Raw genomic sequence first — 22098 nt, 5'->3', positions numbered from 1 at the left:
TATCACTGAAGACTGATGACCAAAGCCAGACTCAGCCCTGCTTCATCCCCAGACACTCAATGGACCGATCAACCATCGCCTTGGCGATCTCCAGCAAATGCCAGATGGAAAACACCATGGCCCGGTCGGCACCTTTGAGGTGGTCACCGCACTGATATGCCGAGACCGAGGCACAGCGCAGCAGATCGGCTATGTAGAGTTGAGTGTCTTCGAAGCTCACGTCTTTGCTGACGTTGTAGAACCGCAGCTCATCCGGCGCGGTGGGCTGTTCGCCGGTGAGGTAAAAATCGATCGCACGATAAAGCGCTGAACGGTCTCTAGGCGGTTCGTCGGCGGGTTTGTCGTTGGTGGATGTTTCGGGAGGTGGATCGGGGACTGGCCTTTTCATTTGTGTTGCTCCTATTGCTGCACGGGAGCCGTCACTTTTCGCCTACTAAACGATGGGTGGCGGCTGTACGCAGGTTAGTAGGCCGGTCAATAGGAAAACCGGTGCACCCGAAGATGCCCCACGCACAGCCACCATATTCAGCCTTCGACAAAACTGCCGAACCTGAGCATGAAATGCTATGCACCTATTGAACCGGGCTACTAAACCCGATCACTGATGAGCAGTGACGGACGGAGACTAGCCACGAGAATCTACCGGCGCAAGCGTGCGGAATCATCTAGAAAACGTCCTGCAAAAGAAAGGGATTAGCCTTGTAGGAGTGCTGATTTCCCTGTGAGAAAACTTCCCTTTTTGTAGTGAATTTCCTACCGCCAAGATCGCAGCCTTCGGCAGCTCCTACAGGGATCGCGCCGGCCGCGAATTCCGCGTCAACGCCAAACCCTGTAGGAGCTGCCGCAGGCTGCGATCTTTTGATCTGCTTTCAACGCTTGTTCAACCCCCGAGCCAACCGATCCCCACCCAGTTGAATCATCGCCACCAACACCACCAGCAACACAATCACCGTCAACATGATCTGGCTATCAAACCGCTGATACCCATACCGATAAGCAATGTCGCCCAGCCCGCCCGCACCAATCGCCCCGGCCATGGCCGACGAGTTGATCATGGTCACCAGCGTGATGGTGAACCCCCCGACAATCCCCGGCAGCGCCTCAGGCAACAGCACATGCCACACAATGTGCCAGCGCCGGCAACCCATCGCTTGCGCCGCTTCGATCAACCCGTAATCGACCTCGCGCAAACTGACTTCGGCGATGCGTGCGAAGAACGGTGTGGCGGCAATGGTCAGCGGCACCACGGCGGCCCAGACGCCATACGTGGTCCCGACGATCAACCGGGTAAACGGAATCAGCGCCACCATCAAAATCAAAAACGGAATGGAACGGAACAGGTTCACGAACGCACCCAACGCACGGTTCAGCGCCGGCGCTTCGTAGATGCCGCCCTTGGTGCTGGTGACCAGAATCACCGCGAGCGGAATGCCCGCCAGCAGCGCGATCAGCGACGACACGCCGACCATCAAAAATGTGTCGATGAAGCCTTGCAGCAAGCGATCAAACCACATAACCCAGCACCTCCACCTGTTGCGCCCAGTGGCCGGCGCGTTGACGCAATTCCTCTGCGTCGAGAGACGAGCCGGTCACCGCCAGCAGCAGTTGCCCGAGGGCATGGCCCTGAATCCGTTCCACGCCACCTTGCAGCAAGCGCACACGACCACCGAGGGCGGCGAACAGCGCCGCCAGATCCGGTTCGTCCGTGGCGCTGCCGGTGAATTGCAGACGCAGCACCACGGCGGCGTCCGAAGACTGTGGTTGAGCCTGGAGACGGCTCTGCAGCTCTTGCGGCAGCGCATGTTGCAAGGGCGCCAGCAAAGTTTTGCTGACCTCGTGCTGCGGGTTGCCAAAGACTTCCCAGACCGGCCCTTGCTCGACGATTCGCCCGTGTTCCAGGACGACCACTCGATCACAGATATCGCGGATCACCGCCATCTCGTGAGTGATCAGCACGATGGTCAGGCCCAGGCGCTGATTGATCTCGCGCAGCAGGCCGAGGATCGATTGTGTGGTCTCCGGGTCCAGCGCCGACGTGGCTTCGTCGCACAGCAGAATGGCCGGGTCGTGCACCAACGCGCGGGCGATGCCGACGCGCTGTTTCTGTCCGCCGGACAGCTGCGCCGGGTAGGCCTTGTGTTTCGCTTGCAGGCCCACCAGTTCCAGCAGCTCACGAACCTTCTGCTCGCGTTTTTCCTTGGGCACGCCGGCGACTTTCAGCGGCAATTCGACGTTCTGCCAAACCGTCTTGGCCGACATCAAATTGAAGTGCTGGAAGATCATGCCGATCCGTCGGCGCAGCGCCACCAGGCGGTCTTCATCGAACTCGCCGATGTCCACTTGATCAATCAGCACGCGGCCGGTGCTCGGTTGTTCGAGGCGGTTGATGGTGCGGATCAGCGACGACTTGCCGGCGCCGCTGCGGCCGATAATGCCGAACACTTCACCGCGCTGGATCGCCAGGTCGATACCGTGCAGCGCGGCCACCGGACCTTGCTGGCCGTTGTAGGTTTTGCCCAGGCCGATGAAACGCACGTGAGCGCGGTTGAGCTGCGGATGGAGTTCGGTCTGTTCAGCGTTGTGGGGCTCTGGAATTTCCAGTTGCCGTTGGGTGGCGGCCGTCATGCTCAGCTTTCCCAGCCGGCTTGATAGAGCTTGCCGTGGGCTTTATCCAGGGCTGCACGAACGACGGGTGAATGCTGGTAGATGTCGACGAATTTGATCAGACGCGGGTCAGTTTTGCTTTTTGGCTGGATCACGAACTGGATCACGTATTCCTTGTGATCGAGGCCGTCGAACAGCAGGGCAGAGCCGGCATCGAAGGTCTTCGACAGGCGGATGTAGGCCGGGTAACCCTGGACCAGATCGGCGTCGTCATAGGCGCGCACCAGTTGCACGGCTTCGACCTGGAGAATCTTTATTTTCTTCGGGTTGGCGATAATGTCTTCTTCAGTGGCCTTGTAGCCGACACCCGGTTTGAGGGTGATTAGCCCGGCCTTGGCCAGCAGTTGCAGGCCGCGCCCGCTGTTGATCGGGTCATTGGCGATGGCCACGCTGGCGCCTTCCGGCAGCTCGTCGAAGCTTTTGTATTGCTTCGAGTAGAGGCCGACGTTGTTGATGATCCCCGGTGCAAACGGTACCAGGTCAAAACCGGCGGCGGCCTTGGCGTTTTCCAAAAACGGGACGTGCTGGAAGTAGTTCACGTCGATGTCGCCGGCGGCGAGGCTGACGTTGGGGGCGATCCAGTCGCTGAACTCCACGAGCTCGACTTTCAAGCCTTGCTTGTTGGCTTCTTCTACCGCCGCTTCCAGCGGAATGGCGAAGGCGGCGGTGGTGCCGACTTTCAGTGGTGCGTCAGCGGCGAAAGTGGCGGAGCTGAAGAGGCCGAGGGCCAGGGCCAGTGCTTTGACTGGGTGAGTTAAAAGTTTCTTGGTCATGGTGGTTTTTCCAGTCAGTGCATAAATTTGGGGTGTTTGATAAGGCCTCTTCGCGAGCAAGCCCGCTCCCACAGGGATTGTGTGAACACCGAAGATCCACTGTGGGAGCGGGCTTGCTCGCGAAGCTTTTAGCGCCGGTAAACCGATCCGGTGTGTTGAGGTGGCAAATGCGCCTCACCTTGAAACAGCTTTTCCCGCAGGCTGCCGCTGTCGTAGGCGGTCTTGTACGACCCACGACGCTGCAACTGCGGAATCACCAGTTCAATGAAATCCACATAGCTTTCCGGTGTGACAATTCGCGTCAGGTTGAAGCCATCCAGCCCGGTTTCGGCGATCCACGATTCCAGCTCATCCGCCACCTGTTCTGGCGAGCCAACGACCGTGATGTAGCGACCACCGAGCGCGTGTTGCTCGAGCAATTTGCGCCGGGTCCAGTCGTTGTTTTGCAGGTTCTTGGTTGCCGACTGGATCGCGTTGCTCTTCACGTACTGGATCGGTTCGTCGATCGCGTACTCGGAAAAATCGATCCCGGTCGACGCCGAAAAATGCGCCACGCCGGCCTCGGCACTGGCATAGCTCAAGTACTCGGCGTGCTTGGCCCAGGCGAGCGCTTCGGTGGCGCCGACAATCACGTTCAGCCCCATGAACACCTTGATGTCCTCGGGATTGCGCCCGGCCTCGACGGCGCTGGCGCGGACCTTGTCCACCTGGACCTTGGTCGACGGTTTGTTCTGGCCGCTGATGAACACGCACTCGGCGTGGCGCCCGGCGAACTGCAATCCGCGCTCCGAACTGCCGGCCTGAAACAGCACCGGCGTACGCTGCGGTGAAGGCTCGCAGAGGTGATAACCCTCGACCTGATAGAACTCGCCCTTGTGCTCGACCTTGTGCACTTTCTCAGGCGCAGCATAGATACGCTGCTGCGGATCGTTGAGCACCGCGTCGTTTTCCCAGCTGCCTTCCCAGAGTTTGTAGAGCACTTCGAGGTATTCATCGGCCTGGTCGTAACGACGGTCATGTTCGACCTGTTCGCTCAGGCCCATGGCTTTAGCGGCGCTGTCGAGGTAGCCAGTGACGATGTTCCAACCGACCCGACCACGGCTCAAATGATCGAGGGTCGACAGGCGTCGGGCGAACAGGTACGGCGGTTCGTAGGTGAGGTTGGCGGTCAGGCCGAAGCCAAGGTTTTTGGTGACGGCAGCCATTGCTGAAACGAGCAACAGGGGGTCGTTGACGGGTAACTGGATCGACTCTTTCAGCGGCACATCCACCGAGTTCTGGTAGACGTCATAGACCCCGACGATATCGGCGATGAACAAACCGTCGAACAGCCCACGCTCCAGCAGTTGCGCCAGCTCGGTCCAGTATTCGATGGTCTTGTATTGGGTGGAATTGTCCCGTGGATGCGTCCACAGGCCATGGTTGATGTGCCCGATGCAGTTCATGTTGAACGCGTTGAGCAGGATCTTCTTTTTCCCTTCAGCCATCAAATGGTCCCCCGCAGCGGCGGGTTTTCATCGTTGAGGTAGTAATTGCCGACGGCGTGATACTTCCAGCGCACCGGGTCGTGCAGGGTGTGCACCCGAGCGTTGCGCCAGTGGCGATCCAGGCCGTGTTCGGTCAGGGTCGCCTGGCTGCCGGCCAGCTCGAACAACGTGCTGCCAGCGGCGAGGGAAATTTCAGTGCTGATGGCGCGGGCTTCGGCGACGGCAATCGACGCGGCAGCGACGGTCTCGGCGTTGGCTTCGGCCTGAGCCTTGTCGAGGTATTCACCGGAGCGTTCCAGCAGTGCTTCGGCGGCGTGCAGGCGAATGCTCAAGTGGCCGAAGCTCTTGAGGGTCAGCGGGTCTTGAGTGGCTTTGTCATTACCGGAATCGATCCACGGCCGGGTTTTGGTACGCACGAAATGCAACGCATCTTCGTAGGCGGCACGGGCGATGCCGGTGTCGATGGCGGCGTGGAGAATCTGCGCCAGCGGGCCGACGGTGGTCGGACGCTCGAAAGCACTTTGAAAGGGGATCACGTCTTCGGCCGCGACGTAGACGTCTTCAAACACCACCGAACCGCTGCCGGTGGTGCGCTGGCCGAAGCCGCTCCAGTCATCGATGACCGTCAAACCTTTGCTGTCGCGCGGGACGAACGCCAATTGCTGCACGCCGTTTTCATCCACCACCGAGGTCGGGATGCGCTGGGCGTAAATCGCGCCCGTGGCGTAGAACTTGCGGCCATTGATGCGATAACCATCACCGTCGTGCTTCAGGCTGGTGACGCGGTCGTGGGCGGTTTTGGTACCGAGTTCTGCCAGGGCATTGCCGAAACGCTGGCCGGCCAACACTTCGGCATACAGGTGTTTTTTCTGCGCTTCGCTGCCATTCACCCGCAGCACTTCAAGGGCATAGAAATGGTTCTGCGGGATTTGACCGAGGGAACCGTCGGCCTGGGCAATCAGTGCGATCACTTTGGCCAGGGTGACATTGGACACCCCGGCACCGCCGTACGCCTTGGGCACGCTGATGCCCCAAAGGCCCGAACGGGAAAACACTTCCAGTTCCGGGTACGGCAACCGGCGTTCGCGGTCGCGCAGGGCGCTGTCGCGTCTGAAGTCTTCGGCCAGGTCACTGGCGACGATCAGGGCTTGTTCATCGCTGGTGATGACCGCGACGTGGTGAGAACTTGTCATGTGTTTCTCCAGAGATCTGATCAAAAATGTTCTGGTCGTTAAATCCAGGAGTGGCGAGCGGGCAATGTGCCGTTCAGGTGGTAAGCACCGACGGCGTGATATTTCCAGCGCACCGGGTCGTGCAGCGTGTGTACGCGGGCATTGCGCCAGTGGCGGTCGAGGTTGAATTCGGCGAGGGTGGCGCGGCTGCCGGCCAGCTCGAAAAGCTTTTCGCTGGCCAGCAGCGAAATCTCGGTGGTCAGCACTTTGGCTTCCGCCACGGCAATCGAAGCGCGGGCAGCGGACTCGGCGGTGAGCGGCACGGCGTTGACCTGATCGAGCACGTGCCCGGCCTTGCGCAACAGCGCTTCGGCGGCGTGCAGTTCAATTTTCAGTTTGCCGATGTCGGCAATCACGTAGAGGTCATCGCTGGCGCGTTCGACCTTGGCGTCGATCCATGGCCGCGCGCGGGTTTTCACGAACGCGATAGCGTCGTCGATGGCGCCACGCGCGATACCGGCATCAATGGCCGCTTGAATCAGCTGCGACACCGCGCCCTGGATGTTCGGCGTGTCGTTGATCTTCCAGTTATCCACCACCAGCTCGGCGTCGACCCGCACGTTGTTGAGCAAAACAGTGCCGCTGGCGGTGGTGCGTTGGCCGAAGCCCGACCAGTCATCGACGATGCGCAAACCGGGCGTGCCACGGCGAACGAAGGCCAGTACTTGCTTGCCTTCGTCGTTCAGCGCTTTGACTGCAACCCAGTGAGCGAACAGCGCGCCGGTGGAGTAGAACTTCTGGCCATTGATGACAAAACCATCGCCATCAGCCGTGATCCGCGCCTTGAGTTCAAGGGTGTTTTTGGTGCCGCGCTCAGGCCCTGCGTTACCGATGCGCCAGCCTTCGAGCACGCTTTTGAACAGCTGTTTTTTCTGCGTTTCGGTGGCGCTGCCGAGCACCAGATTGAGAATGCCGAACTGGTTCTGCGGGATCTGTCCCAGTGCCGGGTCCGCGGCGGAAATGATCGCGAAGACGTCGGCAATGGTCACGAACGAAACCTGCGGGCCACCGTACTCGCGCGGGATGGCAATGCTGCCCAGACCGCTGCGGGTGAACTGTTCGATTTCCGCCCATGGCAACTTGCGCTGCTGATCGCGTTTGGCCGCTTGCAGGCGGGCGACTTGCGCCAGCTCATGGGCGGCCTTGATGGCTTGAGCGTCGTTGCGCAAAACCTGTGCGGGCAACAACAACGGGGCGATGTCCAGATCACTCTGAACGATTGCATCTGCCAGACTGGACATCAGTGCCGCTCCTTGGCTGCACGCAATGCCCTGGCGATCTGCACTGGGGTGATTGTGTTCCGGACCATACCTACCTCACATCTCATGGGTCGCCGCGAGGGTGGCGGCGAACTAAAAACAAGAATGTCCGGTGGTCCGGTGCATATACCCTAAACGCGCATAAAAAATTAATAAACTAACTTTTAGGAATATACATAGAAGGCACAACACATATCCCTGTAGCAGCTGGCGAAGCCTGCGTTCGGCTGCGCAGCAGTCGTCAAACCTGAGCACGTGGTCTTCCTGAAACACCGCGTTGTCTGATTTCACGACTGCTTCGCAGCCGAACGCAGCCTCGCAGGCTCGGCAGCTGCTACACGGATCTCAGCGCTTGCGGGGTTCGGCGGCCTTGAGTTCTTCTCTGGGCCGGACCTTCAGATACGGATTGGCACCGCCGATCTTCAGCATCCGGGCCGGCGCCCAGCGGGAGTTATTGCCCACTCGGTCGAGAATGCAGTAAGTCACTTCCAGCCGAAGGTCTTCGCCGGCTTCGAGAATGATCGCCGGAGGCACCCAGACCTGAATCGGCTGGCCCACGTCATCTGGTTTTAAACGGGGCAGGTCCATGCGCACATCGCCCCAGCGCAGGGTGATTTCGTCGTCGGCGGCCATGTTCAGGTACGGTTCGATGGTCAACGGAACACCGCGTTTGATCTGGTTCGGATTGACCCCGTGGCGTCGAATGGCTTCGGGGATGCTCACGGGTTGCAGGCGTTGGTTTTCGTCGCCACACAGTACAGAGGGGTGGCCGCCTGGACAGTCGAGCTTGATCTGTATTCGTCGGGTGGCCGATAACGTCGGCCCGTGCCCGACCTGCATGATCCGGTAGTGAATGCGCGAGGTGCCATTGGCGATAAAGCTCTCCGGCACGCGCAGTTGAACCGGTTGGCCGATATCGTGGCCGGTCAGCACTCTGGAGGCCACGTAGCAGCTGTCCCAGAACAGTTCGATGAGGTCGCCTTCATCCATGCCAGGGTAGGGCGCCACGTCGATCAGCAGGTGAGCCGCCGAGGTGAGATTGATGCCGGTCTTGTGCGATTGCGCCAGGGTTGGCGCCGCCAGTTCGGGTTTGTTCGAGGTGCTTGTCATGGGGTTTCTCCTTGAAGTCTTGCAGCGAAGTCCGTTTCTGAAAGATCAAAAGGCGTGTATTACCGAGCAACAGAACCGTTAACTATTTAGCCGTTTGAATAATGATTGAACATGATGTTCGGCGCCTGTGAGGGACTAGATAAGAGTGCGCAAGAGTAAGTGTCAATAGAGTTGGTTAGTTGTGGGGTGGATATTCTGTTATTCAGAAACCTCCTACGGTTGTTAGTTAATATGCTGCAGCGATCTGTCGAACTTTGCGGTGGGTTTTAGTGCTTTTGTGCGGGGTTGAGAAGAGATCTTTGGCCTTTGTTGGTAGGCCATTTTTGGAATTTAAGGCGAGAGAATCTGTTGCAGGACATATATATATGTACCGCACGCACTGGCAGAAATTTATATAGATTCTATCGGGTTTAAATAGGTGCAGAGAGGGACAGCTGCTGTCGCGGGGTAAAGGCCACTTCCATCCGTGGAAGTTGGTCAGTGTTGATGTTTCAGTTGTGCGCGTTATTCAGGAACTTGCTGAGGAACTGTTTCGTCCGTTCTTCTTTCGGGTTTGCAAACAGCGCCTTGGCTTCGCCTTGCTCGACGATCACGCCCTTGTCGAAAAACACCACGCGGTTCGCCACGTCCCGGGCAAAGCCCATTTCGTGGGTGACGATGACCATGGTGCGCTTCTCCTCGGCGAGGCTGCGGATGGTCGCCAGCACTTCACCCACCAGCTCCGGATCGAGCGCCGAGGTCGGTTCATCGAACAGGATCACTTCAGGTTCCATGGCCAGCGCCCGGGCAATCGCCACACGCTGTTGCTGACCACCGGAAAGGCGACGCGGGTACGCGTCTTCCTTGCCCGCCAGACCAACCCTGGCCAAGAGCTTTTTACCCAGGGCCACGGCTTCGGCGTGTGGAATCTTTTTCACCACGATCGGCCCTTCGATAACGTTTTCCAGAGCGGTGCGATGGGGGAACAGGTTGAAGTTCTGGAACACGAAACCGACGTGCTGGCGTAAACGCCGCACCAGGCTCTGCTGCTGGTTCAACGGGCGGCTGCTATCGATCTCGATGTCACCGACCTTGATCCGGCCGCTGGTGGGTTCTTCGAGAAAGTTCAGGCAACGCAGAAACGTGGTTTTCCCCGAGCCGCTGGGCCCGATGATTGCCACGACTTCGCCTTCCTTCACTTCCAGATCGATGCCGTTGAGCACCACTTGACCCTTGAACTGCTTTGTCAGTTTTTCCACGACAATCATTGGGTCAGGACTCCTGGTCGTGCCGATTGACCCGCGCTTCCAACTGGTTCTGCAGGTGCGAAAGCATCGTTGCAAGAATCCAGTAGATCAGTGCGGCGGCCAGATACATGGTGAACACTTCGAAGGTGCGGGCGGTGATCAACTGTGCCTGACGGAACAGCTCCGGCACCTGAATGGTGGCGGCCAGCGCGGTGTCCTTGACCAGCGAAATAAAGCTGTTGCCCAGCGGCGGCAATGCGGTGCGCATCGCCTGCGGCAGGATGGCCCGGCGCAAGGTCTGCGCGCGGGTCATGCCGATACTGGCGGCAGCTTCCCACTGGCCGCGCTCGATGGAGCTGATCGCGGCGCGCAGGATTTCACAGGCGTAGGCGGCCATGTTCAGCGAGAAGCCGATCATGGCCGCGGGAATTGGATCAAGTTCCATGCCCAATTGCGGCAAGCCGTAATAGATCACGAACAATTGCACCAGCAACGGCGTGCCGCGAAAGAACGACACGTAGATGCGGGCGATCCAGCTCACCAGCTTGAAGCGCGACAGGCGCATCAGTGCCAGGCCGAAGCCCAGCACGAGGCCGAAGAACATTCCGCCGAGGCTCAAGATGACCGTGTAGTACGCGCCCTTCAGCAGGAAGGGCGCGGAATCCAGCGCGAGTTGGAAAGCTGCTTCCATTATTGAGTGACGTCAGCGCTGAAGTATTTTTCCGAAAGCTTTTTCAACGTACCGTCGGCACGCAGCTCGTCGATCGCCTTGTTCACCGCGGCCAGCAATTCAGGCTCGCCTTTGCGCAGGGCAATGCCGGCTTCCTGGCGGGAGAACGCTTTGCCGGCGGCGACCGTGTCCTTGGCCTTCTTGGCGTATTCCAGTGCGGCGAGGCGGTCGATCAGAATGGCGTCGGTGCGGCCGTTGCGCAGATCCTGGAACTTGGTCGGATCATCGTCGTAGGTCTTGATGATGGCTTTCGGTTCGTTGTCCTTGAGCCACTGCTCGTAGTTGGTGCCAAGGCCCACGCCGACTTTCTTGCCGGCCAGGTCATCGGCAGTCTTGATGGTGTCTTTGTTCTTGGTCAGAACCAGCGCCTGAATCCCGGAGACGGTGTACGGCTCGGAGAAGTCGTACTTCTTCTTGCGCTCTTCGGAGATGGTCACCTGGTTGATCACCGCGTCCAGGCGCTTGGATTCCAGCGCCGCGAGGATGCCGTCCCATTTGGTCGGTTGCAGTTTGACCTTCACACCCAGCTTTTTGGCCAGGGCTTCGGAGAACTCGACTTCGAAGCCGGCCAGTTTGCCGTCGGCGTCAACGAAACTGAACGGTGGGTAGGTGCCTTCCAAACCGACGTTGATCACGCCGGCGTCTTTGATTTTTTGCAGCTGCTCACCGGCAACTGCCTGCCCCAACAGGCCGGCACTGAGCGCCAGGCCCAGCGAACCCACCAGCAGATTTCGACGTAGTGCGGAAAAATTCATGACAAGCCCCTGTGTTTTCTTATGGAAGACGCTTTTAGGAAAGTTGGCAAAATCGGGATTTGGACGACAGCGATATCCTGCCCTAAAGCAGCTTATGCGTCTCTCGGCAAATTCGCCTGCGGCGTGACTATATGATGGGGTCTTTAGATAATAAAATAATAAATGTTGCGTTTGATATTCTTTTTGGAGATATGGCGTGTCTGCTGGAAAGATCGCAGCCTTCGGCAGCTCCTACAAAGGCTGCGATCTTTTGATCTTTGGTTTTTTACAAAAAGCTTGTGTAGGCAAACAACGCCGGCGCCCCACCGGTGTGCAGGAAGATGATCGGCCCTTCATCGAAACGCCCGCGCCCAATACCGTCGAGCAATCCGGCCATGGCCTTGCCGGTGTAAACCGGGTCCAGCAGCAAACCTTCCTGACTCGCCAGCAGCTTGACCGCCGCCAGTGTCCCGGCATTCGGCTCGCCATAGCGCGGGCCGAAATACTCATCCCACAACTCGACCTTGAAACTCGCCGGCAGCCTCACGCCCAGCAGTTCGGCAGTGCGCTCGGCGAGACCCTGAACTTTCGGCCGCTGATCTTCATCGCTGCGGGAAACCGTGACACCGATCACTGGCAAATCCGGTAGTACTTCATTCAATGCCACCGCCAGGCCGCTATGAGTCCCGGCGCTGCCCGAAGCCAGGACCACGGCCGCGAACTTCAGGCCGGTGTCCTTGATTTGCGCGGCCAGTTCCAGCCCCGCACGCACGTAACCCAGAGCGCCCAATGCGTTCGAGCCGCCAATCGGCACAAGGTAGGGTTTCTTGCCGCTGTTACGCAGACGATCAGCCAACGCCTGCAATTGCTCGTCGGCGTTGTCGAGGTTTTCCACCAACTCGACCTTGGTATCGAACAGATCGAGCAACAGCCGATTGCCGTTACCCACATAGTTAGCGTCGTCGGTGCCCAAAGGGTTTTCCAGCAACGCGACACAACCCAGGCCAAGCTTGGCCGCAATGGCGGCGGTCTGTCGTACGTGGTTGGATTGAAGCGCACCCGCCGTGATCAATGTATCGGCACCCTGGGCCAGGGCATCGGCGGCCAGGTATTCGAGTTTGCGCAGCTTGTTGCCGCCCATCGCCAGCGGCGTCAAATCATCGCGTTTCACGTACACATCACGGCCCAGCCAGACCGAGAGGCGTTCGAGTTTTTCCAGGGCGGTGGGCTGGCCAAGCAAATCGAGACGGTTAAAACGGGCAAGCTGTTGTTTGATCATGAGTCCGTACTGGCGGTGGGAGATGTCAGGACTATAGGCAGCCCTATAGGTGTGGGCAATCGGCAATTGCTTATAGCCAAAAACACTGAACACAGCACAATTGGTTCTTAATTCGGCTTACAGACCTTGCCGTAAAGTAATCGCCGTCAGCGCGGCCAGACAGTCCGGCCGCCCGTGTGGAGTTTTTACCGTGAGTGAGCGTTCCAGCCATTGGCAATTGCAGACCATCGTCAGCCAACTGCGCACGGCGCGTGACCAGTGGCGTGCACAAAACGGCCGAGTCAGCGGCGAGCAGGGCGGTCGCGAGTTACCTTCCCGCGCCGCCATGGCGGAGATTCTCGAAGCCCTGTGCGGTGCATTGTTCCCGATGCGCCTGGGGCCAGTGGACCTGCGTGAGGAAAGTGAAGACTTCTACGTCGGCCACACCCTCGATGTCGCGTTGAACGCCTTGCTGGCTCAGGCACGGCTCGAATTGCGCTATGCCGCTCGCCACAGTGCGCAGGCCGACACCGAAGTCGAGGCCAGGACCATCGCGATTATTCAGGATTTCGCCCTCGCACTGCCGGGGTTACGTAGCTTGCTGGACTCCGATGTGCTGGCGGCCTATCACGGCGACCCGGCGGCCCGTAGCGTTGATGAAGTGTTGCTGTGCTATCCCGGCATTCTGGCGGTGATTCACCATCGCCTGGCCCACCATTTGTACCGAGCCGGGTTGCCACTGTTGGCGCGGATCAGCGCAGAGATCGCGCACTCGGCGACAGGGATCGACATCCACCCCGGCGCGCAGATCGGCCGCAGCTTCTTCATCGATCACGGGACGGGTGTGGTGATCGGCGAGACCGCGATCATCGGCGAGCGGGTGCGGATTTATCAGGCGGTAACGCTGGGCGCCAAGCGTTTTCCTTCGGACGAGGACGGCCAATTGCAGAAAGGCCTTCCACGGCATCCGATCGTTGAAGACGATGTGGTGATTTACGCCGGCGCGACGATTTTGGGACGGATCACCATTGGCAAGGGTTCGACCATTGGCGGCAACGTCTGGCTGACCCGCAGCGTGCCGGCCGGGTGCAACCTGACCCAGGCCAATTTGCAGCATGATGACGGGACGCAGAAGTAAGCCCCCGCCTTTTCGGTAACAGATAAATTGTCTTCGCTGCCTGCAGGAGCTGTGCAGGAGCTGTGTAGGAGCTGTCGAGTGAAACGAGGCTGCGATCTTTTCAAAAACACCACAAAACCAAAACCAAAATCAAAAGATCGCAGCCTGCGGCAGCTCCTACAAAACCCTCCAAACCCCACGTCATACCCATCCTTGAGCTAGCGTACAAAACGTACCGCCGAGCCCTGCGATTAGTCCTTAGCCCCCTATCCATGTTTAACTTGAACGCTCATTCAAGTTAAACCACTGGTTTGCTGCCCGCTCACAACAGGAGGCTTGCCTTTGCCGAGTCCGTTTTCGATTGCCCTGTTTTACCCCTTCGAGGTGCACCTTTCATGAGTGCATCAACGACCCCTGCCAGCGGCCAGATCCGCATGAATCCGCCGGTGTTTTACTTCGCGGCGACCTTCATTCTGTTGTTCGGCATCGTCGTCATCGCCCTGCCTGAACAGGCCGGTGCCTGGCTGTTGGCAGCACAAAACTGGGCGGCCAATACGGTCGGCTGGTATTACATGCTCGCGATGACCCTGTATCTGGTCTTCGTGGTGGTCACCGCCTTGTCCGGCTACGGCAAGATCAAGCTCGGTGCCGACCACGACGAGCCCGAATTCAGTTACCTGTCCTGGGCCGGCATGTTGTTCGCCGCGGGGATCAGCATCACGCTGTTTTTCTTTTGCGTGTCCGAGCCGCTGACGCACCTGGCGCAACCGCCTCAAGGTGAGGCCGGCACCGCCGACGCCGCGCGTCAGGCGATGCAAATTCTGTTTCTGCATTGGGGCCTGCACGGCTGGGGCGTGTTCGCCTTCGTCGGCATGGCGCTGGCCTACTTCGCTTATCGACATAACCTGCCGTTGGCCTTGCGCTCGGCGCTCTATCCACTGATCGGCAAGCGCATCAACGGCCCGATCGGTTACGCGGTGGACGGCTTCGGCATCATCGCCACGGTGTTCGGCCTCGGTGCCGACATGGGCTTCGGCGTGTTGCACCTCAACTCAGGGCTCGACTACCTGTTTGGCATCGCTCACACCCAATGGATTCAGGTCGGCCTGATCACGCTGATGATGGGCGCGGCGATTATCGTTGCCGTGTCTGGCGTCGATAAAGGGGTGCGCGTGATGTCCGACATCAACATGCTGCTGGCCTGTGCTTTGCTGCTGTTTGTGTTGTTCGCCGGCCCGACTCAGCACTTGCTCAACACCCTGATCCAGAACATCGGCGACTACCTTGGCGCGTTGCCAATGAAGAGTTTCGACCTCTACGCCTACGACAAACCCAGCGACTGGTTGGGCAACTGGACAGTGTTCTACTGGGCCTGGTGGATTGCGTGGTCGCCGTTCGTGGGCTTGTTTATCGCGCGGATTTCCCGAGGTCGCACCATTCGCGAATTCGTCTTCGGCGTGCTGTTGATTCCGCTCGGTTTCACCCTGGCGTGGATGTCGATTTTCGGCAACAGTGCCATCGATCAAGTCCTCAACCACGGCATGAGTGCGCTCGGTATGTCGGCCATCGACAACCCGTCGATGACCCTCTACCTGCTGCTCGAAACCTACCCATGGAGCAAAACCGTGATCGCGGTCACGGTGTTCATCAGCTTCGTGTTCTTCGTCACCTCGGCCGACTCCGGCACAGTGGTGCTGTCGACGCTGTCCGCCAAGGGTGGCAACCCGGATGAAGACGGGCCGAAATGGCTGCGGGTGTTCTGGGGCGCGATGACCGCGCTGGTGACCAGTGCGCTGTTGTTTTCCGGCAGCATCGAGGCGCTGAAGTCAGCGGTGGTGCTGACCTCTTTACCGTTTTCGATGATCTTGCTGCTAATGATGTGGGGGCTGCACAAGGCGTTTTACCTTGAGTCGCAGAAGCAGATTGCGCAGTTGCATTCCCTCGCGCCGGTGTCCGGCTCGCGACGTGGCGGCTGGCGTCAGCGTCTGAGTCAGGCCGTGCATTTCCCGTCGCGGGATGAGGTCTATCGGTTCCTCGATACGACAGTGCGTCCGGCGATTGAAGAAGTCTCGGCGGTGTTTGTCGAGAAGGGCTTGAACGTGGTCACTCAACCGGACCCGGCCAACGACAACGTCAGCCTGGAAATCGGTCACGGCGAACAGCATCCGTTCATCTACCAGGTGCAGATGCGCGGCTATTTCACGCCGTCGTTCGCCCGTGGCGGCATGGGGTCCAAGGAACTCAACAATCGCCGTTATTACCGGGCGGAAGTGCATTTGAGCGAGGGCAGTCAGGACTATGATCTGGTGGGGTACACCAAGGAGCAGATCATCAACGACATCCTTGATCAGTACGAGCGGCACCTGCAGTTTTTGCATTTGGTGCGTTGATCGAGGCGTCAGGTCTCGGTGGTCAACACCATGAACAGCACCATCGCTGCTACAGGGACACCGAACACGGCGCTGCCGACGACCAGTTCCGCGCTCAAAGGCTGGCCGGCATTGACCATGCCGACCGCGCCGTTGATCAGCGTCAGTGCCAGCCAGAGTACGACAAAGCTGTAGGCCAGAATCTCGCGGGTGAAGCCGATTTTCTCGCCGATGAACAGCATCAGCGCCAGGAGGACCAGGCCGAAGGTGATGATGATTGCTGTGTGCATGGTGAGCGCCTCCCTTCAGATGTGTGTTGCCGTTGAGGCCGCCTTCGCGAGCAAGCCCGCTCCCACAAGGAACACTGTAATCCCTGTGGGAGCGAGCCTGCTCGCGAAGGGGTCACCTCGGTGTCAGTTTGAGCTTAGTTAAACCAACCCGCCATTAACCCGCAAAATCTGCCCATTGACCCACGCCGAATCCGGCCCCGCCAGAAACGACACCACGCGAGCAATATCCTCCGGCTGACCCAAACGTTCCAGCGGCGCCATCTTGGCGAAGTTCTGAATCTGCTCTTCACTTTTGCCATGCAAAAACAGCTCGGTGGCCACAGGCCCCGGCGCTACGGCATTGACGGTGATGTTGCGACCGCGCATTTCCTTGGCAAACACCTGGGTCAGGGATTCCACCGCCGCTTTGCTGGCGATGTATACAGCGTAACCTGGCAGGTTCATGCCAACGGTGCTGCTGGAAAAGTTGATGATCCGGCCGCCACTGTTCAGGCGCGTGGCGGCTTCACGCAGCGTGTTGAAGGTGCCGCGAGCGTGAATGTTGAAGGTCTGGTCGAACAGTTCGTCCGTGTGTTGTGCCAGCGGCATCACGTTGGGAATGCCGGCATTGTTGATCAGCACATCGACCTTGCCCAATTGGGTTTCGGTCTCATCGAACATCCGGCGCACGTCGTCGGCGTTGGCCACATCGGCCTTGATCGCTATGGCCTGATGGCCAGCCTGACGCAACGCCACAACCAGCGCCGATGCTTCGGTGGCGCTGCTGGCGTAGTTGATGGCGACGGCGAAACCTTCGCAGGCCAATTGTTTGGCAATCACGGCGCCGATGCCACGGGAGGCGCCGGTGACGATGGCAACTTTCGAAGTCTGGCGGGTCATGATGGTGATTCCTCTGAAGGTGTTTGCTTGGGTGAAGCCAGATTCACATGTTTACCCAGGCCGATAAATGCACGAGAGTTGCCTTGACTGTTCAATAATCGCCAACAATCGATAGCCAGGAGTGACGGGTGGATCAAGTCAAAGCAATGAAGGTGTTCGTGCGGATCTACGAGCGCAGCAGCTTCACGCTGGCCGCCGAAGACCTGAACCTGCCGCGTGCCACCTTGACTCACACGCTGAACCAGTTCGAAGCCTGGCTGGGTACGCGTTTACTGGAGCGCAGCACCCGTAAGGTCCGTCCTACGCTGGATGGTGAAGCGTATTACCTGCGTTGCGTGCAGTTACTCGCGGAACTGGAAGAAGCGGAGCTGGCCTTCCGTGGCGTCGCGCCGAAAGGCCGGTTGCGGGTTGACCTGCACGGCACGTTGGCGAAGCACTTTGTGATGCCTGCATTGCCGCAATTCATGGCGCGGTACCCGGACATCGAACTGTCCATTAGCGAGGCTGACCGCTTTGTCGACCTGATCGCCGAAGGCGTCGACTGTGTTCTGCGCGCCGGTACGCTGAGTGATTCGGCGCTGATCGGAAAACGCGTCGCCAATCTGCGGCAAATCACCTGCGCCAGCCCCGCCTACCTGCGCCAATACGGCGAACCGAAAACCCTTGAAGACCTGAAATATCACCGCGCGGTGAACTACGTTTCGCGCACCACCGCCAAGGTGTTCCCCTTCGAATTCCTGGTCGATGGCGAGTTGAAGGAAGTGGCCATCGAGGGTTCGATTTCGGTGTTCGGCGCGGAAATTTATGCCGCCTCGGCGATTGCCGGACTGGGGCTGATCCAGTGCCCGCATTACCGAATGGAAACGCAGATTTCCCAGGGGCTGGTGCAGCAAGTTCTCATCGATACACCACCACCGTCGATGCCGGTTTCGGTCCTGTATCCCCACAACCGACACCTGTCGTCGCGGGTTCGGGTGTTTGTGGATTGGTTGGGGGAGGTGTTTGCGGATGCCGTTTGAGGGTGGGCGAAGATCAAAAGATCGCAGCCTTCGGCAGCTCCTACATGGGAATGCGACCCCTGTAGGAGCTGCCGCAGGCTGCGATCTTGGCGATAGTCATGACAATAAAGATGAAACTTGTGAAACGTTTCAGCATTTTCTCCAGTCCGAGGTTTATCGGCGTTTGTCCAGGCGTATGCTGGGCAACTTGCGAAGCAGTCGATACCAACTTCAAGACCGACAAGAGAGGATTCGATGACCTACACCGCTGCCGAAAACCGCTACGACTCTATCCCCTACCGCCGCGTGGGCCGTAGCGGATTGGTGCTGCCGGCGCTGTCCCTGGGGCTGTGGCACAACTTCGGCGACAGCACGCCAATCGACACCCAACGCTCTTTGCTGCGCACGGCGTTCGATCTCGGCATCAACCATTTCGACCTGGCCAACAACTATGGTCCTCCGTACGGCAGCGCCGAGATCAACTTCGGCCGGTTGCTGCGTGAAGACTTCAAGCACTATCGCGACGAGCTGATCATTTCGAGCAAGGCCGGGTGGGACATGTGGGCCGGTCCTTACGGCCAGGGCGGTGGTTCGCGCAAGTATGTGCTGGCCAGCCTTGATCAGAGCCTGCAACGTCTGGGCCTGGATTATGTGGACATCTTCTACTCCCACCGCTTCGACCCGGACACCCCGCTGGAAGAAACTGCCAGCGCATTGGCCACTGCGGTGCAGCAGGGTAAGGCGCTGTACATCGGGATCTCGTCCTACTCCGGGGTGAAAACCCGCGAAATGGCCGCGCTGTTGAAAGAGTGGAAGGTGCCGTTGCTGATTCACCAGCCGGCCTACAACCTGCTCAATCGTTGGGTCGAAAAAGACCTGCTGGATGTGACTGATGAGCTTGGCACCGGCGTGATTGCGTTTACGCCGCTGGCTCAGGGGTTGTTGACTGACAAATACCTCAATGGTGTGCCGGCGGATGCGCGGGTTAATCGCCCGGGGGGTGGTTCGTTGCAGGCGTCGCACTTGTCTGAATCCAACATCGCCCATGTGCGCGCGCTCAACGAGATTGCCAAGCGCCGTGGCCAGAGCCTGGCGCAGCTGGCATTGGCATGGACGTTACGCGATCCGCGGGTGACCTCGGCGCTGATTGGTGCGAGCCGACCGGAGCAGATTATCGAGAACGTCGGGGCGTTGAAGAATCTGAACTTTAGTGCGGAGGAGTTGGCGGAGATTGATCGGTTTGCCCAGGAAGGCGGGATTAATCTTTGGGAGAAGCCCTCAACAGCTGAGTAAATCCAAAAAAGCAAAAGATCGCAGCCTTCGGCAGCTCCTACAGATTGCATTCCCATGTAGGAGCTGCCGAAGGCTGCGATCTTTTGATCTTAAAAGGGCACATCCCCCAACACAGTCGCCCGCTGCATCACCCGCCGCGCCGGCCGGTAATCATCCACGGCATAGTGCTGTGTCACGCGGTTATCCCAGAACGCCACATCATCCTTCTGCCAGCGCCAGCGAATCGTAAACTCCGGTCGCGTCGCATGAGCGAACAAGAACTTCAAAATCGCTTCGCTTTCAGTCTCCGACAGCTCATTGATCTTCGACGTGAAGCCTTCGTTGACGAACAACGAGCGGCGCCCACTCACCGGGTGCGTGCGAATCACCGGGTGTGACAGCGGCGGATTCTTGCGGCGCGCTTCTTCCCACTGGGCCAACGCGTCAGGCGTATTGCCGTAACGTTCCAGCGGGAACGAGCGGGTGAAGTCGTGAGTGGCCGTCAGCCCTTCGAGCAAAGTTTTCATCGGCGCGGACAGCGCTTCATACGCCGCGATCCCGCTGGCCCACAACGTGTCGCCGCCGAACTCCGGCAGCAATTTTGCGCTGAGCACCGCGCCCATCGCCGGGGTCGGCAGGAAGGTCACGTCGGTGTGCCAGATCGCGTTGTCGCGCACGTCGGTGACGGCGGTGTCGAGGATCAACACTTCGGGTTGTTCAGGCACATTCGGGTAGATCGGGTGAATGTGCAGATCACCGAAGTTGGCGGCGAAACGCGCCTGCTGTTGCGGGTTGATCGGCTGGTCGCGGAAGAACAACACCTGGTGCTTGAGTAACGCCTGCTCGATGGCGTCGCGCTGTTCCAGGTTCAATGGCTGGCTGATGTCGACGCCGCTGATGTGTGCGCCGAGGGCGGAGCTTAAGGGGACGATGTTCAGGTGGCTCATGGTGGTTCTCTTTAATCCGGGGGCGCCGAGCTGTTTGTAGGAGCGAGCTTGCTCGCGAAAGCGCATCAGTAAAAGCAACGTTGTCTGACACACCGCCTTCGCGAGCAAGCTCGCTCCTACAGGGTTATTTAGTGGGCCTGGCCATGCCAGGGCACGAGTTTGCGTTGCAGCGCGCGCAGGCCCATTTCCATGGCGAAGGCGATCAGCGCAATCACCAGAATCCCCAGCACCACCACATCGGTGACCAGGAATTGCGCGGCTGACTGCACCATGAAGCCCAAGCCGCTGGTGGCGGCAATCAATTCAGCGGCAACCAGTGTCGACCAACCCACGCCCAGGCCAATACGCACGCCGGTCAAAATGTCCGGCAAGGCACTTGGCAGAATCACATGACGAATCAGCTGCGCCCGGGTCGCGCCCAGCGACTGTGCGGCGCGCAACTTGGCCGGGTCAACGGTGCGCACACCGGTGGCGGTGGCGATGGCGATCGGGGCGAATATCGCGAGGTAGATCAGCAAGACTTTCGACAGCTCACCGATGCCGCACCAGATCACGATCAGCGGCAGATAGGCCAACGGTGGAATCGGCCGGTAGAACTCGATCAGCGGATCGAGAATGCCGCGCGCAATGCGGTTATGACCGATGGCAATGCCGACCGGCACGGCGGTCAGCACCGCGAAACCCAGGCCCAGGCCGATACGGCTGAGGCTCGCGCCCAAGTGCTGCCACAATGTCGAGTCCATGTAGCCCGTCGTCGCCAGCAACCAGCCTTTTTGCAGCACGGCGGACGGTGGCGGCAGGAACAGCGGTTCGATCATGCCTGTGGCGGTGACAGCCCACCAAATCAAAATGAGCGCGACCAGCGTCAGCACGCTGATCCAGCGCGTGCTCAGACTGCGACGAACCGGAATCAACGTCGAGCCGGGTTTCACCGCTACAGCGGGAATTTCATAGCTGCTCATGCGCGCTCCTGCCGCTGAGCGGCGCTGCGTTGGGAGAACACTTTGGCGAGCACGTGTTCGCGGGTTTCGATAAAGCGCGGGTCGGACTTGATCGCCCGTGCGGACTCGCCGGCAGCATAACGCTGGCCGAAATCCAGGCTAAGACGCTCGACAATTTGCCCAGGGTTCGGCGCCAACAGAATCAAATCCGTGGCGAGAAACACGGCTTCTTCAATGTCGTGGGTAATCAGGAACACCGGTTTGGCGGTGCGCTGCCAGACTTGCAGCAGCAACTCCTGCATTTGTTCACGGGTGAAGGCGTCGAGGGCGCCGAAGGGTTCGTCCATCAGCAATACGCGAGGGTCGGCAGCGAGCGCGCGGGCCAAACCAACGCGCTGCTTTTGGCCGCCCGAGAGTTGCCAGATACGACGGCTTTCGAAACCCGAAAGGTCGACCAGCGCGAGCATTTCCCTGGCGCGAACTTCGCGTTTATCCCGGGAAACGCCCGCCAGTTCCAGACCAAAACCGACGTTGGCCAGCACGTCCTGCCAAGGCAGCAACGCATCGTCCTGGAACACCACGCCGCGCTCGGCGCTCGGGCCTTTGACCGGCACACCGTCAAGGGTGATGCGCCCGGCGCTGGGCTCGACGAAACCGGCAATCAGGTTCAACAGCGAAGTCTTGCCACTGCCGGACGGGCCGAGGGCGACCAGCAATTGCTGGGGCCCGAGCCTCAGGGAAATATCCGTCAGTACCGGGTCCGGGTTGCCGGGGTACTGTGCGCTGATGCGCTCCAGCTGTAGCAAAGCCAT

The 22098-nt window shown here is 59.3% G+C and carries 21 protein-coding genes; 4 read left to right on the top strand and 17 right to left on the bottom strand.

The features are described from left to right. Positions 1 to 31 precede the first annotated feature (31 nt). The 12 genes from JFU37_RS11585 to JFU37_RS11530 all read right to left on the bottom strand — a co-directional run bounded on the left by JFU37_RS11585 (position 32) and on the right by JFU37_RS11530 (position 12494). A complete protein-coding gene (locus tag JFU37_RS11585) occupies positions 32 to 388 on the bottom strand; it encodes a DUF6124 family protein (RefSeq protein ID WP_201115423.1) in 357 nt (118 codons plus the stop codon). A gap of 481 nt (positions 389 to 869) precedes the next feature. Then, entirely contained in the window at positions 870 to 1514 is a 645-nt protein-coding gene (locus JFU37_RS11580; RefSeq protein WP_201115422.1) for a methionine ABC transporter permease, read from the bottom strand. After that, entirely contained in the window at positions 1504 to 2625 is a 1122-nt protein-coding gene (locus JFU37_RS11575; RefSeq protein ID WP_201115421.1) for a methionine ABC transporter ATP-binding protein, read from the bottom strand. The genes JFU37_RS11580 and JFU37_RS11575 overlap by 11 nt, the downstream gene beginning before the upstream one ends. A 2-nt stretch (positions 2626 to 2627) precedes the next feature. Continuing rightward, positions 2628 to 3437, bottom strand: a complete 810-nt coding sequence (locus tag JFU37_RS11570; protein ID WP_201115420.1) for a MetQ/NlpA family ABC transporter substrate-binding protein — start codon at positions 3435 to 3437, stop codon at positions 2628 to 2630. A gap of 128 nt (positions 3438 to 3565) precedes the next feature. Next, entirely contained in the window at positions 3566 to 4924 is a 1359-nt protein-coding gene (locus JFU37_RS11565) for an LLM class flavin-dependent oxidoreductase (protein ID WP_201115419.1), read from the bottom strand. Beyond that, the gene (locus JFU37_RS11560; protein ID WP_201115418.1) at positions 4924 to 6117 is read right to left on the bottom strand and encodes an SfnB family sulfur acquisition oxidoreductase; all 1194 of its coding nucleotides are present in this window, start codon (positions 6115 to 6117) and stop codon (positions 4924 to 4926) included. Before JFU37_RS11560 ends, JFU37_RS11565 begins: the two co-directional genes overlap by 1 nt. Before the next feature lie 38 nt (positions 6118 to 6155). Then, positions 6156 to 7397: an SfnB family sulfur acquisition oxidoreductase gene (locus JFU37_RS11555; RefSeq protein WP_201115417.1), complete on the bottom strand. Its 1242-nt coding sequence runs from the start codon at positions 7395 to 7397 to the stop codon at positions 6156 to 6158. A gap of 363 nt (positions 7398 to 7760) precedes the next feature. Further along, positions 7761 to 8525 carry a hypothetical protein gene (locus JFU37_RS11550; RefSeq protein ID WP_201115416.1) on the bottom strand — a complete coding sequence of 255 codons (765 nt, stop codon included), beginning with the start codon at positions 8523 to 8525 and terminating at the stop codon, positions 7761 to 7763. Positions 8526 to 9016: 491 nt separating this feature from the next. Then, positions 9017 to 9772 (bottom strand): L-cystine ABC transporter ATP-binding protein TcyN, encoded by a 756-nt coding sequence (tcyN, locus tag JFU37_RS11545; protein ID WP_201115415.1) that lies wholly within the window; start codon positions 9770 to 9772, stop codon positions 9017 to 9019. 4 nt (positions 9773 to 9776) lie between these two features. After that, the gene (gene tcyL, locus JFU37_RS11540) at positions 9777 to 10442 is read right to left on the bottom strand and encodes a cystine ABC transporter permease (RefSeq protein ID WP_201115414.1); all 666 of its coding nucleotides are present in this window, start codon (positions 10440 to 10442) and stop codon (positions 9777 to 9779) included. Then, the gene (gene tcyJ / locus JFU37_RS11535; protein ID WP_201115413.1) at positions 10442 to 11236 is read right to left on the bottom strand and encodes a cystine ABC transporter substrate-binding protein; all 795 of its coding nucleotides are present in this window, start codon (positions 11234 to 11236) and stop codon (positions 10442 to 10444) included. The genes tcyL and tcyJ overlap by 1 nt, the downstream gene beginning before the upstream one ends. A 265-nt stretch (positions 11237 to 11501) precedes the next feature. Further along, complete coding sequence (locus JFU37_RS11530; RefSeq protein WP_201115412.1) at positions 11502 to 12494, bottom strand: D-cysteine desulfhydrase; 993 nt, start codon at positions 12492 to 12494, stop codon at positions 11502 to 11504. A gap of 190 nt (positions 12495 to 12684) precedes the next feature. Here JFU37_RS11530 and epsC point away from each other — a divergent pair, with 190 nt between their 5' ends. Together epsC and betT are read left to right on the top strand one after the other, a co-directional pair. Continuing rightward, positions 12685 to 13611 (top strand): serine O-acetyltransferase EpsC, encoded by a 927-nt coding sequence (gene epsC / locus JFU37_RS11525; protein ID WP_201115411.1) that lies wholly within the window; start codon positions 12685 to 12687, stop codon positions 13609 to 13611. Positions 13612 to 14024: 413 nt separating this feature from the next. After that, the gene (gene betT / locus JFU37_RS11520; protein WP_201116475.1) at positions 14025 to 15980 is read left to right on the top strand and encodes a choline transporter BetT; all 1956 of its coding nucleotides are present in this window, start codon (positions 14025 to 14027) and stop codon (positions 15978 to 15980) included. Positions 15981 to 15988: 8 nt separating this feature from the next. Here betT and JFU37_RS11515 read toward each other — a convergent pair whose 3' ends face one another. Beyond that, positions 15989 to 16249 carry a hypothetical protein gene (locus tag JFU37_RS11515; RefSeq protein ID WP_201115410.1) on the bottom strand — a complete coding sequence of 87 codons (261 nt, stop codon included), beginning with the start codon at positions 16247 to 16249 and terminating at the stop codon, positions 15989 to 15991. 138 nt (positions 16250 to 16387) lie between these two features. Beyond that, a complete protein-coding gene (locus JFU37_RS11510) occupies positions 16388 to 17128 on the bottom strand; it encodes an SDR family oxidoreductase (RefSeq protein ID WP_201115409.1) in 741 nt (246 codons plus the stop codon). A gap of 128 nt (positions 17129 to 17256) precedes the next feature. Here JFU37_RS11510 and JFU37_RS11505 point away from each other — a divergent pair, with 128 nt between their 5' ends. Both JFU37_RS11505 and mgrA read left to right on the top strand, forming a co-directional pair. Continuing rightward, on the top strand, positions 17257 to 18147 hold the full coding sequence (locus JFU37_RS11505; protein ID WP_201115408.1) for a LysR substrate-binding domain-containing protein: 891 nt from the start codon (positions 17257 to 17259) through the stop codon (positions 18145 to 18147). 234 nt (positions 18148 to 18381) lie between these two features. Further along, on the top strand, positions 18382 to 19419 hold the full coding sequence (gene mgrA, locus JFU37_RS11500; RefSeq protein WP_201115407.1) for an L-glyceraldehyde 3-phosphate reductase: 1038 nt from the start codon (positions 18382 to 18384) through the stop codon (positions 19417 to 19419). Positions 19420 to 19508: 89 nt separating this feature from the next. On the opposite strand, the gene tauD is transcribed toward mgrA, so the two are convergent. From tauD to tauB, 3 genes are all read right to left on the bottom strand, one after another. Then, positions 19509 to 20345, bottom strand: a complete 837-nt coding sequence (tauD, locus tag JFU37_RS11495; RefSeq protein WP_201115406.1) for a taurine dioxygenase — start codon at positions 20343 to 20345, stop codon at positions 19509 to 19511. A 128-nt stretch (positions 20346 to 20473) separates the two neighbouring features. Further along, the gene (gene tauC, locus JFU37_RS11490; protein WP_201115405.1) at positions 20474 to 21307 is read right to left on the bottom strand and encodes a taurine ABC transporter permease TauC; all 834 of its coding nucleotides are present in this window, start codon (positions 21305 to 21307) and stop codon (positions 20474 to 20476) included. Further along, entirely contained in the window at positions 21304 to 22098 is a 795-nt protein-coding gene (gene tauB, locus JFU37_RS11485) for a taurine ABC transporter ATP-binding subunit (protein WP_201115404.1), read from the bottom strand. The genes tauC and tauB overlap by 4 nt, the downstream gene beginning before the upstream one ends.

Origin of the sequence: Pseudomonas sp. TH41, from assembly GCF_016650695.1 — a bacterium.
Classification (GTDB): Bacteria; Pseudomonadota; Gammaproteobacteria; order Pseudomonadales; family Pseudomonadaceae; genus Aquipseudomonas.
Note: the sequence above shows the minus strand (reverse complement) of the source record. Positions and strands in the feature narration are given on the sequence as shown.